This window comes from Streptomyces sp. NBC_00376 (assembly GCF_036077095.1).
In the GTDB taxonomy this organism is placed as follows: Bacteria; Actinomycetota; Actinomycetes; order Streptomycetales; family Streptomycetaceae; genus Streptomyces.
This window is the reverse complement of record NZ_CP107960.1, coordinates 4,411,240-4,427,275: the sequence shown is the minus strand read 5'-3', so window position 1 is coordinate 4,427,275 and position 16,036 is coordinate 4,411,240. Positions and strand designations below refer to the sequence as shown.

The following is a 16,036-nucleotide window of genomic DNA, read 5'->3' as shown; positions in this document are numbered from 1 at the left end:
GTGGCCCCCAGAACCCCGGGCTTCGCCGCACCGTCCGCCTTCGCCCGGCACGGCCTCCGTGAGGGTGAAGGGCAGCGGGTCCTGCCCCTCGGGCGTCATCGTCCCCGTCGTACCCGCCGCGAACGGCCCGTCCAGGGTCACCTGCACGATCCCCGTGCCCCACTCGGGCCAGGTCGAGAACGGCTCAGCGGCGGGAGACGGGGCCGGGCATGCCCCCGACAGATACGAAAATGCCCTCCGATGCTGCGTTTTCGCAGATCGGAGGGCATTTATCACGTGGAGCCTAGGAGATTCGAACTCCTGACATCTGCCTTGCAAAGGCAGCGCTCTACCAACTGAGCTAAGGCCCCGAACAACAGGCAGCCCCGGACGCTCCGGCGTCTTGGCCACCGCTGCGGACAACAGTACCGGGTACCCCCCGGAAACCTGCAAAAATATGGGGGCTCCCGGTCGGCGACCACTCTCCGTAGGATGCTCGACAAGGTTCGCAGCAGCGAAGCCGCAGCGAAGGGGAGACGCCATGGACGCAGCGCAGCAAGAGGCAACGGCCAGAGCCAGAGAGCTTCAGCGCAGTTGGTACGGAGAGCCTCTCGGCGCGCTCTTCCGCCGCCTGATCGATGATCTCGGCCTGAACCAGGCCAGGCTCGCCGCCGTCCTCGGGCTGTCCGCCCCCATGCTCTCCCAGCTGATGAGCGGCCAGCGGGCGAAGATCGGCAACCCCGCGGTCGTCCAGCGGGTCCAGGCGCTCCAGGAGCTGGCCGGTCAGGTCGCGGACGGCAGCGTCAGCGCGGGCGAGGCCACCGACCGCATGGAAGAGATCAAGAAGTCCCAGGGCGGCTCCGTCCTGACCAGCACCGGCCAGACCTCCCAGACCGGCGGTGCCCCCACCGTCCGGCGCGTGGTCCGCGAGATCCAGTCGCTGATGCGGTCGGTCGCTGCCGCCGGTGACATCATCGATGCCGCCGACTCCCTCGCCCCGACCCACCCGGAACTGGCAGAGTTCCTCAGGGTGTACGGCGCCGGGCGCACCGCGGACGCGGTGGCGCACTACGAGGGGCACCAGAGCTAGGGGCACCGGAGCCAAGGGCCTGCCCGGCGGATCAGGGCCGGGCACTGTCCCCGAGAAGCCGGCCACGGGCCGAAACAGGAACTGGGAGCGGGCACAGCGCAATGGGTGAGGTCTTCGCCGGTCGGTACGAACTGATCGATCCGATCGGACGTGGTGGGGTCGGCGCCGTCTGGCGGGCCTGGGACCACCGGCGCCGCCGCTATGTGGCGGCCAAGGTCCTCCAGCAGAGCGACGCGCACACACTGCTGCGCTTCGTCCGCGAGCAGGCGCTGCGGATCGAGCATCCGCATGTGCTCGCCCCGGCCAGCTGGGCGGCGGACGACGACAAGGTCCTGTTCACCATGGATCTGGTGAGCGGCGGTTCGCTGGCGCACGTCATAGGCGACTACGGGCCGCTGCCGCCCCGGTTCGTCTGCACGCTCCTCGACCAGCTGCTGTCCGGGCTGTCCACGGTGCATGCGGAGGGCGTCGTGCACCGGGACATCAAGCCGGCCAACATCCTGATGGAGGCGACCGGTACCGGACGGCCGCATCTGCGGCTGTCCGACTTCGGCATCTCCATGCGCAAGGGAGAGCCGCGCCTCACCGAGACCAACTATGTGGTGGGTACGCCGGGTTACTTCGCGCCCGAGCAAATGATGGGCGCGGAACCCGATTTCCCCGCGGACCTGTTCGCGGTCGGTCTTGTCGCGCTCTATCTGCTCCAGGGCAGGAAGCCCGACGCGCAGGCGCTCGTCGAGCACTTCGCCTTGCACGGCACGCCCTCCGCCCCGGAGGGGATTCCCGAGCCGTTGTGGCAGGTCCTCGCGGGGCTGTTGCAGCCGGATCCGCAGGCCCGCTTCCGTACGGCCACGGGTGCGCGCAAGGCGCTGACGGCGGCGGTCGAGATGCTGGCGGAGCCCGGGGCCGAGGACGAACCGGTCGAGGTCTTCGACCAACTCGGGCCGCTGCCCGCCGGTTTCGGCCCCGACGGACCGGCCCCGGCCCCCGTCCAACAGGAACAGCAGGCCCAACAGGCCCAGCACGCGCAAGCCGCCCAGCAGCCCTACGCCCAGCCGCCGGTCCCGATGTCGGAGACGGGCAGCTTCCACCTCCCGCCGCCTCCGCAGCAGCCCACACCGCCCCCCCAGCAGGCGCATCCGGTCACGCCTCACACCCCGCTCCCGGCGCAGGCGGCGCCCCCGTACGCCACTCCCGCCCCGGAGCCCTCGCAGGCGCCCACGGCCGCCGTGCAGCACGAACCGGCGCTCACCCGTGCGTACACCGTCGGACAGCCGCAGGCAGTGGCGCAGGCGCACCCACCGGCGCCTGCTCCGGCGCACACCCCGCAAAGGCGTCCGGGACCGTCCCCGAAGGTGGCGGTCCCGGTACTGCTGGTGGCATTGCTCTGTTTCGCGGTGGGCATCTGGGCGCTGACCCAGAGCTGAGCCCGACGGCCCCAACCCGACGGCTCGAGCCCTGCGGCCCGAGCCCCGCCGTACGGGGGTCGGGCCCGGCAGTCGCGGCTACCAGGTCTGCGGCGGACCCCCGTACGGCTGACCGCCGTCGACCGGGGCTGCCGGGGCGGTGGCAGCGCGGCGCCGGGCCAGCAGCGTCCACACCCCGAGCCCGAGCACCAGCACCGAACCCGCGCCGATCCCGGCCACGGCAACCATCGTCATCCGGTCGCTCTTGGCGGCCTGCGGGCCGCTCCTGCCATTCCTCGCGTCGTCCCTGTCGTCCTGCGTGACCGAGAAGTCCCCGGCGTCCCCCGCGTACGGCGACTGCCCGGCCTTCCCTTCGACCTTGACCCTGAGGGTCAGCGGAATCCCGTTCCTGCCGTACGACTTCGCGATCTGCGGGCTGAGCGTCACCGACAGGTAGTACCAGCCGGCGAACCGCATGGCGCTGACGCTGCTGTTGGAGTCGTACCGGTTCTCGTAGGCCACCGGGGGCAGCGGGTCCAGCGAGACGGACGTGGGCTTGCCGGAGTACGAGAGCGGCATCGCGGAGTCGACGTGGCCGTGCGCCGGGTTGTCCAGGGACAGCGCGAGCGCGTTGCCGACGTATTCGTCCGAGGCGTTGTCGTTGCTCAGGGTGGCGGTGGCGAAGACCTGCTGCCCCCAGTCCACCGGCACCCGGTAGAAGAGGGTCTGTCCCGGCTTGATGCCGCCCTCCTCCTTCCACTCGCCGGTCTCCAGACCCGTCGCGTCGTAGTAACTGGTGCCGCCCGACCGCTTCTGCGGGGCGGTGGTGGGCGGCACGGGCGAGGCCGACGGCCAGTTCTCCGGCGCGTCGGTCGGCATCGAACCGGCCGACTTCAGCTGCGGCTCCGACTCGTAGCGCAGCTCCAGGTCCCACTCGTCGGGGGCGGAGGTCTCCTTGCTCTCCCGCTCGATCAGGACGTTGTACGTGCCGGCGTCCTGGCAGATGCTGGCGTCCTTCTCCACGGTCCGGTAGGCGTACGCCGCGATCGGGCGCGGGAACTCCGCCGACTCGAACCGCGCGTCCTCCGAGCTGCACTGCAGGTCCGTGCTGTCTCGGATGCTGACCGTGATCCCGTCCCCGTAGGCGACCCGGCCGTCGCCCCTGGGCACGGCCACCGCCGAGACGTACCCGTTCGTCTTCGCGTCGAGGTTCAGGCGGTAGTAGAGCTTCTGGCCGGGCTTGATCGAGCTCCGGTAGACCGATCCCGGCGTAAGCGCCGACGCATCGGTGCTGGCCTCCGCACCGTCGACCTTCTCCGCCCCGGGAGCGAAGGTGTACGCGGCGGGCTCCCCGGCCGCGTACGCCTGCCCCGGCAGCGCCGCCGCCGCGCACATCGCCGCGACCGCGGCCAGCGCGACCCGGCCCCTGTTGCGCTGCCTCATCACGCGCTTCCCCTCGTCGTCTGTGCGGCCCGCCCGCGATGCCCGCGTACGAACACGAGCCCTGCGATCACCACCACCACGGCGCCCGCCCCGGCAGCGGCCGCAATGCCGGTCCATCCTGCCCCGCCCGTACCGCCGCTGTCTCCGGCGCTGATCGGATTGCCCTTCTTGTCCGCCTTCTTCGCTGCGACGGGAGCGTTGTGCTGGGGGCCGGCCAGCTCGTCGCCGAGGACCGACACCCGCAGCACCACACCGACCCGCGGGTTCCACGCGATGTCCGCGGCCCGCGCCCCCAGCGTCACCGAGATGTAGAAGTCGCCTCCGGCGTGCACCGGCCGGACCTGGGCGCCGTTCTCGTAGCGGTTGGTCCAGGCGACCGGCACACCGCCCATCCCGATCGCCGCCGGGCGGCCGCTGTACAGGGTCGTCGGGTTGAACTCGCCGCCCCCGGTGAGCGGGAACCGAGCGGGTGTGAACAGCCGCGTCGCCCCGTACGAGTAGGTGGCGGAGCCGCCCCGCTCCACCGTGGGCTCGTTCGCGAACTCCACTTCGTAGCGCACCTGCTGGCCCCAGCCGGCCGGGACCTTGTACCAGAGGGTCTGCGCCGGAAGGATGCGGTCGCGCCACACACCCCGGCCGATCTCCTCGGCATCGTTGAAGCCGGTGCCGCCCCGTACGTCGCGCGGGTCCCCGGACGGCAGCACGGCGTCCTCGCCGCCCTTGCCGTACTCCGGCTGCGACTGCGCGGGCGTGACGCCCTTCTTCAGGGGCTCCTCCACCCCATATACGAGTTCGAGCGGCCAACGCGCGGCGTCGGAGCCCTTCTTGGTCTCCCGTTCGACCACCAACCAGTACCGTCCCTCCCGGTCGCAGCGGCTCGTGCCCCGCGCCGAGGGGATACGGGCGATCGCCGAGGTCAGCGGGGTCGCACCCTCCTTCTGGGAGAAGTTCGCGGTCTCCGAACCACAGGAACTGTCAGTGCCGTACGCGATGCTGGTACGCATCGCGTCGAAGGTGTCGACGGCCGCCCCGGGCTGCGGCGCCACCGTCGCGGAGAAGTCCGCCGTCGAGGCGGCGTCCAGGTCGACGGCGTAGTACCGCTTCTCGCCCGGCCCGATGGTGTCGAGGTACTGCCCCGGCGCGAGCACGGGCGCCCCCGCGCCCGCCGCCGTGCCCGTGACCCGCTCGCCCCGGAACCGGTAGCCGTCCACGGAGAGTTGCGACGCCCGCTGGAGCTGCCTGGCCAGCGAATCGGCGTCCGGTGCGTCGTAGTAGCGGCCGTTGCCCGCCGCCGCGATGCATTCGAGCTGTCCGCGGGCCGCGCCCTTCACCGGAAGCCCACGGTGTCGATCCGCAGCCCGACGCCACGCCCTCCTTGCCGAGCCGCTCTGCGACCTCACAGGGCCGTGGCGCACCGCAGTTGTCCTCGCCGTCGGAGACCAGCAGGATCGTGCGTGTACCGATGGCGCCGCCCGAGGGCCGCGGGAGGTCCTCGGCGGCCTTCCGCAGCGACAGACCGATGGGGGTGTCGCCCCTGGGCCGCACGGCCGCCACGGCCTGTTTCAGGGCCGCCCGGTCGAGCCCGCGCACCGGCTTCACGAGCCTGGTGTCCATGCAGCCCCGGGCGCGGTCGGCGCCGTACACCCGCAGTCCGGTCGGATACCCGTCGGGAAGCCCGTCTACGACGGTCCCGACGGCCGTACGGGCGCTCTCCATCCGGGAACGCCCCGTACCGTCGTCGTCGGCCATGGAGCCGGACGAGTCGAGGACCATGACCAGGCTGCCGTTCCCGCCGGCTCCGGACGGCTCGGGCCCGGCGGGCGCACCGCCCGGGGGCGCCGCCACGGCCGGCGTCGCGCCCGCCACCAGGGCGAGCAGCACCCCGCCGGTCCATGCCCCCGCGACTGCGGTACGACGGTGTCCCCGTGCCTTCACCCGTGCCCCCTCGACCCACCCGATTTTTTGCTCACGCAACGTATTGATTTGCTCGGGTGAACTCAAGAGCACAGGTGTCACGGTCCCGCAACAGCACGAAGCCCCGGCCGCTCAGCGACCGGGGCCCGCAATCAGGCTGTTCTGTCTCACACACCCGAACCTGCGGGCACGGAGTCAGTCGCCTCCGTCCACAGATCCTGCTCGGCGCGATCCGCCTGGATCTGGCGGTACACGAGGAGCCCGCCGATGGCGGCCAGTGCGACCAGGAGAAGCTTCTTCACCGCGCGACCTCGTCTTTCCTTGACGTAGGGGACTTCTGCCGCCCGACTATACACACCGGCCGATATCAACCGGTGACCTGCCCGCAACCCAACTGGCGCCCGGGGAAGAGCGACCATCCGAGGGCCGCTCCGCCCGGAGGATCCGACCCTGTTCCACGACCGGGTCCGCAGCCCGGTCCGCAGCGCGATCCACAGCCTCCGCATAAGCCCGTCAACTCCGGTTGAACCATACGAGTGGTGTTCATCCGAAGATCGGCGCATCGGTGGCGTCGGTCCGTGAAATCGCGAGCCAGATCCACATCATCGGAAAGGTAAGCAAACCGGACCACCCGAAAGCGAGGGGCCATGAGCACCGTCAAGCCCAAGAACATCTGGACCGCCTTCGTCACCGCCCTCTTCGCACTGCTCGCCGCACTGGGATTCATGAGCACCCCGGCGGCGGCCACGGAGCAGAGCGCCCCGGAGCCGACCACCACGAACCAGGAGCACACGGGTGCGACCGCGGCAACCGCGACCACCCCGTCGGTGCGATGGACCCTTCCGCGTGACAGGGCGCTGCCACCCACGATGAAGCAGCGCATCCGCGCCGAGGCACACGGCTCCTCGCCCGCCGCCCGACATATGTCCGTCGACGCCACGGGCGCCACGGAGACCAGGAACGTCGCCCGCACCGCCCACGGCGCCCCGGCGGGGGACACGTCCCTGCTGCCGCCCTGAGAGCCGCTCCGCTGACGTACAGAGCCCCCGGGCCGGTTCACACCGGACGGGGGCTTCTCCGTGCCTTCCAGCGGCCTTCCCGGCCACCGGAGCCGGAGCCGGAGCCGGAGCCGGCTCCGGTGGCCGGTGACGAACACGGGGGCGGCCTGCGGCACATGGCGGCGGATCAGATGCACGACCGCGGTCCGCTCGAAGCAATGGCAGCAACTGCTCGGCTGCTCGGCCTTGCGCTCGGTCGCACGGACCCCGATCCCGACGACCGCCATGCCCGTCAGCCACAAACGCCGCACAACCACAGACCCACAGCCGCCGCAATTCAGCCGCAACGCCGAAGGCCCCTCACCGATACCGGTGAGGGGCCTTCGTAACTGTGGGGCTAACAGGATTTGAACCTGTGGCCTCATCCTTATCAGGGATGCGCTCTAACCAACTGAGCTATAGCCCCGCCGCGCTGCTGCGCTGACTTCTGAAGATTAGCGCACGTCGGGGCCAGTCCCAAAATCGATACCCGGCGCTCTACTCGTCCTCGGCCAGCGTGAGCTCGATACCGCCCACGAATCCCGCCGACAAGTTGTAGATGAAGGAGCCCAGCGTCGCCAGGGCGGTCGCCAGGACGACGTCGATCACCGCGATGACCGAGGTGAAGATGAGGACCCTCGGCAGCGACAGGAACGACTGGAGATCGAAACCGTTGCCCTCGTTCGAACCGCTGGCCTCGCTGATCGTGCCGCCCACGGTGGAGAAGACGCCCATCGCGTCCATCACCATCCACAGCACCGCGGACGCCACCACCGTGCAGATGCCGAGCGCGATGGAGAGCAGGAAGCTGACCTTCATCACCGACCACGGATCGGCCTTGGCCACCCGCAGCCGCGCCTTGCGGGTACGCGGAGTCGTCCGCGCCCCCGTCCGCGGCCGCCGGGCCGCCTGAGCGGCGGCCTGCGCACCGCCCTGCGTGCCGTGCGGCCGGCCGCCCTGGGTCCCGCCCGCGGGCGAGGGGTACGCCTGCGGCGGGTGGTACGGCCCACTCGCCTGCCCCGGCGCGGGCTCGCGCTCACCCGGCAACGGCCCGGTCGCATAGCCCTCGTACTGGGGCTGAGGCCCCCGGGTATCCGTCACAATGCCCCCTTGGGAGTCCGTGGCAGGGCCACGGGCACCGTTCGCTCCTGCTCCGGAAGCGGCCGAACCGGCGCCCGTGGCTCCACTCACGCTCTACTCCTCGTGCTCCCCGGCCGAAGGCGACGTGCCTTCGACATTGCCCTCGACCGTGCTCTCGGCACCCTCCGCCGTCGCGGCCTCGGAGTCCTCGGACCCCTCGACTTCTTCGGCCTCACGACCGGCTTCGGCGTTACGGGCAATACCGACGACGGCATCGCGCTTGCCCAGATTGATCAGTTGGACGCCCATGGTGTCACGGCCCGTCTCCCTGACTTCATTGACTCGCGTACGAATCACACCACCGCCGAGCGTGATGGCGAGGATCTCGTCCGTCTCCTCGACCACCAGCGCGCCGACCAGCGAGCCCCGGTCCTCGACGATCTTGGCAGCCTTGATGCCCAGACCGCCACGGCCCTGAACCCGGTACTCGTCGACGGGGGTCCGCTTCGCGTACCCGCCGTCGGTGGCAGTGAACACGAACGTACCCGGCCGGACAACATTCATCGAGAGCAGTTCGTCGCCCTCGCGGAAGCTCATGCCCTTGACGCCCGAGGTCGCACGGCCCATCGGGCGCAGCGCGTCGTCCGTCGCGGTGAACCTGATCGACTGGGCCTTCTTGCTGATGAGCAGCAGATCGTCCTCGGCCGAGACCAGCTCCGCACCGATCAGTTCGTCAGCGGTGCCTTCGGCGCCATCCGCCATCTCGCGCAGGTTGATCGCGATGACACCACCGGAACGCGGCGAGTCGTAGTCCTTCAGCGCGGTCTTCTTCACCAGACCGCCCTTCGTGGCCAGGATCAGATAGGGCGCGGCCTCGTAGTCGCGGATCGCCAGGATCTGGGCGATCCGCTCGTCCGGCTGGAAGGCCAGCAGGTTGGCCACGTGCTGACCGCGGGCGTCGCGGCCGGCGTCCGGGAGCTCGTACGCCTTCGCCCGGTACACCCGGCCCTTGTTCGTGAAGAACAGCAGCCAGTGGTGGGTCGTCGACACGAAGAAGTGGTCGACGATGTCGTCTTCCTTGAGCTTCGTGCCGCGCACGCCCTTGCCGCCGCGCTTCTGCGAGCGGTAGTCGTCCGTCTTGGTGCGCTTCACATAGCCGCCGCGCGAGATCGTGACGACGATGTCCTCCTCGGCGATCAGGTCCTCGATGGACATGTCACCGTCGAAGGGCACCAGCTTGGAACGCCGGTCGTCGCCGAACTTCTCGACGATCGCCGCCAGCTCCTCGCTGACGATCTTCCGCTGCCGCTCCGGCGACACCAGGATCGCGTTGTACTCGTTGATCTTCGCCTGGAGCTCGTCGTGCTCGGCCGTGATCTTCTGGTGCTCCAGCGCGGCCAGCCGGCGCAGCTGCATCTCCAGGATCGCGTTCGCCTGGATCTCGTCGATCTCCAGCAGGCCCATCAGGCCCTCGCGCGCCACCTCGACCGTCTGGCTGCGCCGGATGAGCGCAATGACCTCGTCGATCGCGTCCAGCGCCTTGAGCAGGCCGCGCAGGATGTGGGCCCGCTCCTCCGCCTTGCGCAGCCGGAACTTCGTACGCCGGACGATGACCTCGATCTGGTGCGTCACCCAGTGCCGGATGAACGCGTCGATCGAGAGGGTGCGCGGCACCCCGTCGACCAGCGCCAGCATGTTGGCGCCGAAGTTGGTCTGGAGGTCGGTGTGCTTGTACAGGTTGTTCAGCACGACCTTGGCGACCGCGTCCCGCTTCAGCACGACGACCAGGCGCTGACCGGTGCGCGACGAGGTCTCGTCACGGACGTCCGCGATCCCGCCGATCTTGCCGTCCTTCACCAGGTCGGCGATCTTCTGGGCCAGGTTGTCGGGGTTGGTCTGGTACGGAAGCTCCGTGACGACCAGGCACTGCCGGTTCTGGATCTCCTCGACCGCGACGACCGCGCGCATCGTGATCGAGCCGCGGCCGGTGCGGTACGCCTCCTCGATGCCCTTGCGGCCCACGACGAGCGCGCCGGTCGGGAAGTCCGGGCCCTTGATCCGCTCGATCAGCGCCTCCAGGAGTTCCTCCTGCGAGGCCTCCGGGTGCTCCAGGTACCACTGCGCACCGGCGGCGACCTCGCGCAGGTTGTGCGGCGGGATGTTGGTCGCCATGCCGACCGCGATCCCCGCCGAACCGTTGACCAGCAGGTTCGGGAAGCGCGCCGGCAGGACCGTCGGCTCCTGGTTGCGGCCGTCGTAGTTGTCCTGGAAGTCGACGGTCTCCTCGTCGATGTCCCGGACCATCTCCATGGACAGCGGCATCATCTTGCACTCGGTGTACCGCATGGCGGCGGCCGGGTCGTTGCCCGGGGAACCGAAGTTGCCGTTGGAGTCCACCAGCGGCATGCGCATCGACCACGGCTGCGCCAGACGCACCAGGGCGTCGTAGATCGACGAGTCACCGTGCGGGTGGTACGTACCCATGACGTCACCGACGACACGGGCGCACTTGTAGAAGCCCTTCTCGGGCCGGTAGCCGCCGTCGTACATCGCGTACAGCACCCGGCGGTGGACGGGCTTGAGACCGTCCCGTACGTCCGGCAGCGCACGCGAGACGATGACGGACATCGCGTAGTCGAGGTAGGAGCGCTGCATCTCCGTCTCGAGCCCCACGGGCTCGACACGCATGCCCACCGCGGCGGCGGACTCCTCTTCGGGTGTCACAGGGGTGTTCTCGTCGGCCATTGCTGGTCAAAGTCCTTTCGGGCGGCGTCTTGCTGGTACGGCCGACTCAGATGTCGAGGAAGCGGACGTCCTTGGCGTTGCGCTGGATGAACGAGCGCCGCGCCTCGACGTCCTCGCCCATCAGCACCGAGAAGAGGTCGTCGGCCTGCGCCGCGTCGTCCAGCGTGACCTGACCGAGGACCCGGTGGTCGACATCCATCGTGGTGACGCGCAGCTCCTCGGCGTTCATCTCGCCGAGACCCTTGAAGCGCTGGATCGAGTCTTCCTTGATCCGCTTGCCGTTCTGCTTGCCCAGCTCGACCAGGGCGTCGCGCTCACGGTCCGAATACGCGTACTCGAAGTCGTCCCGCCCCCACTTGATCTTGTAGAGCGGCGGGCGGGAGAGGTACACGTGTCCGGCCTCGACCAGCGGACGCATGAAGCGGAAGAGGAACGTCAGCAGCAGGGTGTTGATGTGCTGACCGTCGACGTCGGCGTCCGCCATCAGGATGATCTTGTGATAGCGCAGCTTCTCGATGTCGAAGTCCTCGTGGACCCCGGTACCGAAGGCCGAGATCAGCGCCTGGACCTCGGTGTTCTGCAGGATCTTGTCGACCCGGGCCTTCTCGACGTTCAGGATCTTGCCCCGGATCGGCAGGATCGCCTGGTACATCGGGTTGCGGCCGGACTTCGCCGAACCACCGGCGGAGTCACCCTCGACGATGAAGATCTCGCACTTCGTCGGGTCGTTGGACTGGCAGTCGCTCAGCTTGCCCGGCAGCGAGGCGCTCTCCAGGAGCCCCTTGCGACGGGTCAGATCGCGCGCCTTGCGGGCCGCGACGCGCGCCGTGGCCGCCGAGATGCCCTTGCGGATGATGTCGACAGCCTCGTTCGGATTGCGGTCGAACCAGTCCGTGAGCTGCTCGTGGACGACCTTCTGGACGAAGGTCTTCGCCTCCGTGTTGCCCAGCTTGGTCTTTGTCTGGCCCTCGAACTGCGGCTCGCCCAGCTTCACCGAGATGATCGCCGTCAGACCCTCGCGGATGTCGTCACCCGTGAGGTTGTCGTCCTTCTCGCGCAGCAGCTTCTTCTCGCGCGCGTACTTGTTGACCAGCGTGGTCAGCGCGGCACGGAAGCCTTCCTCGTGGGTACCGCCCTCGTGCGTGTGGATCGTGTTCGCGAAGGAGTAGACGCCCTCGCTGTACTGCGTGTTCCACTGCATGGCGATCTCGGCCGAGAGGAGGCGCTCCTTGTCCTCGGCCTCGATGTCGATCACCGACTGGTGGATGACATCGCCCTTGCGGGAGTTCAGGTACTTCACGAAGTCGACGATGCCGCCCTCGTAGTGGTACTTGACCGTGCGGGCCTGCTCCGCCTCGGCGGCCTCGGCCACCTCGGCGACCTCCGCGCCCAGCGTCGCCTTCGCCGACTCGCGCTCGTCGGTGAGCTTGATCGTCAGACCCTTGTTGAGGAACGCCATCTCCTGAAAGCGGCGCGACAGGGTCTCGAAGGAGTACTCGGTCGTCTCGAAGATGTCCCCGTCGGCCCAGAAGGTGACGGACGTCCCCGTCTCGTCGGTGGCCTCGTTGCGGGCCAGCGGAGCGGTGGGCACACCGAGCTTGTAGTCCTGGGTCCAGCGGTAACCGTCGGTCCGGACCTCGACCGAGACCCGCGACGACAGCGCGTTGACCACGGAGACACCGACACCGTGCAGACCGCCGGAGACGGCGTAACCGCCGCCGCCGAACTTGCCGCCGGCGTGCAGCACCGTCAGTACGACCTCGACCGCGGGCTTCTTCTCCGACGGCACGATGCCGACCGGGATGCCACGGCCGTTGTCGATCACGCGGACCCCGCCGTCGGCGAGGATCGTGACGTCGATCGTGTCCGCGTGCCCGGCCATCGCCTCGTCGACCGAGTTGTCCACGACCTCTTGCACGAGGTGGTGGAGACCGCGCTCACCGGTCGAACCGATGTACATGCCAGGTCGCTTGCGGACCGCGTCCAGACCCTCGAGGACGGTGATCGCGCTGGCGTCGTACGAGGCCTTTGCCTCGCCGCCGCCGGCTGACTCGCCTGCGGCGACAGCCTCGGCGCTCTCACCGGGTGTGGACGGAATGTTCTCGTTGGGGTTGCCGGAATCGGCCACGAAGCGCCCTTTCTGGCACAGCACAGGCCGTTCTCCGGGCAAACGGGAGCGGCTGCGTCGTTCGGCTTGTATCGACGACTCCCGCCACGATGCGGGATTGTCCACCAGTCTACCGGTAGCGCTGACATGAATGGGGGTTTGCCGGTACCTGAGTACGCATGTGCCGCCCTGAATGAGCGGCTGACGACTCCCCATATTCAGGAAGGGCCCTCAGGAGGCTCACACCGGCCTTGAGCGCTTCGGCCTGTCAACCTCTCGCTACCGTGAGGGACGCCCCACTCTCGCCGCGTGGTTTCAACCACCGCAGACCGCACGACACGGACCCGAAGGACAGCCGCCCCGCGCGGACAGCAAGGGGTCCCGGCAGAGCCGGGAGCGGGGTCCGCAGAGCACCCGGGAACAGCTCGGACGTCGGCAGAAAATGAGAAAAGGCCAGGTCAGCCGTATGTATCGCCGGGGCCGGTACTCCCCGGCGCCCGCAGCGGACCGAACCTGCGCTGCGGGCCACCGGGCCCCAGCACCTTGATCAACCTGACCGTGCCCTGCCCCAGGTCCGCGTTCAGCCGGGCCACCAGCTGGGGCGCCAGCAGCCGCAGCTGAGTCGCCCACGCCGTGGAGTCGCACTGCACCGTCAGCACCCGCTCGTCCGGATCCTCGTCGTACCGCAGCGGCACACAATGTTTGGCCAGATCTTCACCCACGATCTGCGGCCAGCGCCCCATGACCCCGCCCACCGCCGCCGGAGTCTCCCAGCCGCGCTCGGTGATCAGACGGTTGATCGCGGAGCCCAGCGGAAGCGGATCACGACCGTCCGCCCGCGCGCCCGAGCGCAGCCCGCCGCCCCGCCTGGCCTGCTTCTTCTGCTGCGCGGCCGCGCCACGCGCCCGCGCCTGCTCCTTCGCCGCGCGCAGGGCCACCCGCGCCAGGTCGACACCCGAGGGCTCCGGAGCCCTGCCCCCGCCGGAACGCCCCTGCGACGGCTCGCCGGATCCCTCGCCGCGGCCGCTCACAGCCGCTCCACCTCACCCGCGGACACCGCGAACCGGGTCCCCGCCAGCACCCCCGGGACGTCGTCGTCCACCGCGGCCGTCACCAGCACCTGCTCGGCCGGGGCCACCAGCTCCGCCAGCCGCTCCCGGCGCCGTGCGTCCAGCTCCGCGAAGACGTCGTCGAGGACCAGCACCGGCTCATTGCCCTCACTGCGCAGCAGGTCGTACGAGGCCAGCCGCAGCGCCAACGCGTACGACCAGGACTCGCCATGGCTCGCGTACCCCTTGGCCGGCATGCCCCGCAGCCCCAGCAGCAGATCGTCGCGGTGCGGTCCGACCAGCGTCACGCCCCGCTCGATCTCCTGCTTGCGGACATCCGCCAGGGCGGCGATCAGCTGCTCGTACAGCTCCTCGCGGGTACGCGCGGGCTCCGCGCCCGCCCCGACCGAGCTGCGGTACTCCAGCGCCAGCGGGCCGCCGCCCGGCGCGACATCCGCGTACGCCTTGTCCGCCAGCGGCTGCAGGGTGGCGATCAGATCCAGCCGCTGCGCCAGCAGCTCCGCGCCCACCCGGCCCAGGTGCTGGTCCCACACGTCGAGCGTGGACAGGTCCATAGACCGGCCACCGTGCCGACGCGCCATCGCCGCCGACTTCAGCAGGGTGTTGCGCTGCTTCAGCACCCGCTCGTAGTCCGAGCGGACCCCCGCCATCCGCGGCGAACGGGCCGTGACCAGCTCGTCGAGGAAGCGCCGACGCTCCCCGGGATCCCCCTTGACCAGCGCCAGGTCCTCCGGCGCGAACAGCACCGTACGCACTATCCCCAGCACGTCACGGGGCCTGACCTGCGACGATCTATTGATACGCGCCCGGTTGGCCTTGCCGGGATTGAGCTCCAGCTCGATCAGCTGCGAACGCTCCCCCTGCGTCACGGCAGCGCGGATGACGGCCCGGTCCGCGCCCATCCGCACCAGCGGCGCATCGGAGGAAACCCGGTGGCTGCCGAGCGTCGCGAGATAGCCGACCGCTTCGACCAGATTCGTCTTGCCCTGGCCGTTGGCCCCCACGAAAGCGGTGACGCCCGGATCGAGAGGCACCTCGACCCGGGCGTACGAGCGGAAGTCGGCCAGCGAGAGATGCGTGACATGCATGGTGTACGCCGACCTTCCCGGCTTCCTGCTCCGTGCTTCGTGGAGCGGACCGGACGTTTTGGACCAGCCCGCTTCCCGTTGCGGTTACTTCTTGTTCTCGACCGCGTGGCCACCGAACTGGTTGCGCAGCGCGGCGATCATCTTCATCTGCGGGGAGTCCTCCTGGCGCGAGGCGAAACGCGCGAAGAGCGACGCGGTGATCGCGGGCAGCGGCACCGCGTTGTCGATCGCGGCCTCCACCGTCCACCGGCCCTCGCCGGAGTCGGCGGCGTAGCCGCGGAGCTTGTCGAGGTGCTCGTCGTCGTCCAGCGCGTTGACCGCCAGGTCGAGCAGCCAGGAACGGATGACCGTGCCCTCCTGCCAGGAGCGGAAGACCTCGCGCACATCGGTGACGGAGTCGACCTTCTCCAGGAGCTCCCAGCCCTCGGCGTAGGCCTGCATCATGGCGTACTCGATGCCGTTGTGGACCATCTTCGCGAAGTGGCCGGCGCCGACCTTGCCCGCGTGGACGGAACCGAAGTCGCCCTCGGGCTTCAGTGCGTCGAAGATCGGCTGGACCTTCGCCACGTTCTCGGCGTCGCCGCCGTACATCAGCGCGTAGCCGTTCTCCAGGCCCCAGACGCCGCCGGAGACGCCGCAGTCCACGAAGCCGATGCCCTTGATGCCCAGCTCGACCGCGTGCTTCTCGTCGTCGGTCCAGCGGGAGTTCCCGCCGTCCACGACGATGTCGCCGGGCGAGAGGAGACCGGCGAGCTCGTCGATCGTGGCCTGGGTCGGGGCACCGGCCGGAACCATCACCCAGACGACCCGGGGGCCCTTCAGCTTGCCCACAAGCTCTTCGAGGCTGTGGACATCGGAGACGTCCGGGTTGCGGTCGTAACCGATGACGGTGTGGCCTGCGCGGCGGATGCGCTCGCGCATGTTGCCGCCCATCTTGCCGAGGCCGACGAGACCGAGCTCCATCAGAGATTCCTTAAGCGTTGTGCCGATTCGTACCCGAGGACGAGCCTACGCCCGGCCGGGGACGGAGCGACGGGCATGCTCGGCGTCGAGCGTGCCCGTCGGGAACCGCCGTGA

11 protein-coding genes, 2 tRNA genes and 1 pseudogene are annotated in these 16,036 nt (G+C 69.6%); 3 read left to right on the top strand and 11 right to left on the bottom strand.

Features of this window, described 5'->3' with window-relative positions; genetic code table 11:
• Nucleotides 1-277: 277 nt before the first annotated feature.
• Nucleotides 278-350: transfer RNA gene (locus OG842_RS19980), tRNA-Ala, on the bottom strand.
• 170 nt (nucleotides 351-520) lie between these two features.
• Between OG842_RS19980 and OG842_RS19975 the strand changes: the two genes are divergently transcribed.
• On the top strand, nucleotides 521-1,069 hold the full coding sequence (locus tag OG842_RS19975) for a helix-turn-helix domain-containing protein (RefSeq protein WP_266731355.1): 549 nt from the start codon (nucleotides 521-523) through the stop codon (nucleotides 1,067-1,069).
• A gap of 101 nt (nucleotides 1,070-1,170) precedes the next feature.
• Nucleotides 1,171-2,496: a serine/threonine-protein kinase gene (locus OG842_RS19970; RefSeq protein ID WP_266731354.1), complete on the top strand. Its 1,326-nt coding sequence runs from the start codon at nucleotides 1,171-1,173 to the stop codon at nucleotides 2,494-2,496.
• A 78-nt stretch (nucleotides 2,497-2,574) separates the two neighbouring features.
• On the opposite strand, the gene OG842_RS19965 is transcribed toward OG842_RS19970, so the two are convergent.
• The 3 genes and pseudogenes from OG842_RS19965 to OG842_RS19950 all read right to left on the bottom strand — a co-directional run bounded on the left by OG842_RS19965 (nucleotide 2,575) and on the right by OG842_RS19950 (nucleotide 6,134).
• Nucleotides 2,575-3,918: a hypothetical protein gene (locus OG842_RS19965; RefSeq protein ID WP_266731353.1), complete on the bottom strand. Its 1,344-nt coding sequence runs from the start codon at nucleotides 3,916-3,918 to the stop codon at nucleotides 2,575-2,577.
• Nucleotides 3,918-5,796: pseudogene (locus OG842_RS19960) on the bottom strand (vWA domain-containing protein). Before OG842_RS19960 ends, OG842_RS19965 begins: the two are co-directional and overlap by 1 nt.
• A 203-nt stretch (nucleotides 5,797-5,999) precedes the next feature.
• Nucleotides 6,000-6,134, bottom strand: a complete 135-nt coding sequence (locus tag OG842_RS19950; RefSeq protein WP_003958712.1) for a DLW-39 family protein — start codon at nucleotides 6,132-6,134, stop codon at nucleotides 6,000-6,002.
• A 345-nt stretch (nucleotides 6,135-6,479) separates the two neighbouring features.
• On the opposite strand from OG842_RS19950, the gene OG842_RS19945 reads away from it, so the two are divergent.
• Nucleotides 6,480-6,851 (top strand): DUF6344 domain-containing protein, encoded by a 372-nt coding sequence (locus OG842_RS19945; protein WP_266731352.1) that lies wholly within the window; start codon nucleotides 6,480-6,482, stop codon nucleotides 6,849-6,851.
• Nucleotides 6,852-7,222: 371 nt separating this feature from the next.
• On the opposite strand, the gene OG842_RS19940 is transcribed toward OG842_RS19945, so the two are convergent.
• The 7 genes from OG842_RS19940 to gnd all read right to left on the bottom strand — a co-directional run bounded on the left by OG842_RS19940 (nucleotide 7,223) and on the right by gnd (nucleotide 15,922).
• Nucleotides 7,223-7,296: transfer RNA gene (locus tag OG842_RS19940), tRNA-Ile, on the bottom strand.
• A gap of 71 nt (nucleotides 7,297-7,367) precedes the next feature.
• Nucleotides 7,368-7,970: a DUF3566 domain-containing protein gene (locus OG842_RS19935; RefSeq protein ID WP_328512417.1), complete on the bottom strand. Its 603-nt coding sequence runs from the start codon at nucleotides 7,968-7,970 to the stop codon at nucleotides 7,368-7,370.
• A 93-nt stretch (nucleotides 7,971-8,063) separates the two neighbouring features.
• Entirely contained in the window at nucleotides 8,064-10,694 is a 2,631-nt protein-coding gene (gyrA, locus tag OG842_RS19930) for a DNA gyrase subunit A (protein WP_266731349.1), read from the bottom strand.
• Between the two features lie 46 nt (nucleotides 10,695-10,740).
• Complete coding sequence (gene gyrB, locus OG842_RS19925; protein ID WP_266731348.1) at nucleotides 10,741-12,846, bottom strand: DNA topoisomerase (ATP-hydrolyzing) subunit B; 2,106 nt, start codon at nucleotides 12,844-12,846, stop codon at nucleotides 10,741-10,743.
• A gap of 413 nt (nucleotides 12,847-13,259) precedes the next feature.
• Nucleotides 13,260-13,832 (bottom strand): DUF721 domain-containing protein, encoded by a 573-nt coding sequence (locus tag OG842_RS19920; RefSeq protein WP_266731347.1) that lies wholly within the window; start codon nucleotides 13,830-13,832, stop codon nucleotides 13,260-13,262.
• Nucleotides 13,829-14,959, bottom strand: a complete 1,131-nt coding sequence (gene recF, locus OG842_RS19915; RefSeq protein WP_266731346.1) for a DNA replication/repair protein RecF — start codon at nucleotides 14,957-14,959, stop codon at nucleotides 13,829-13,831. The genes OG842_RS19920 and recF overlap by 4 nt, the downstream gene beginning before the upstream one ends.
• A gap of 84 nt (nucleotides 14,960-15,043) precedes the next feature.
• On the bottom strand, nucleotides 15,044-15,922 hold the full coding sequence (gene gnd, locus OG842_RS19910) for a phosphogluconate dehydrogenase (NAD(+)-dependent, decarboxylating) (protein WP_266731345.1): 879 nt from the start codon (nucleotides 15,920-15,922) through the stop codon (nucleotides 15,044-15,046).
• Nucleotides 15,923-16,036: the final 114 nt, after the last annotated feature.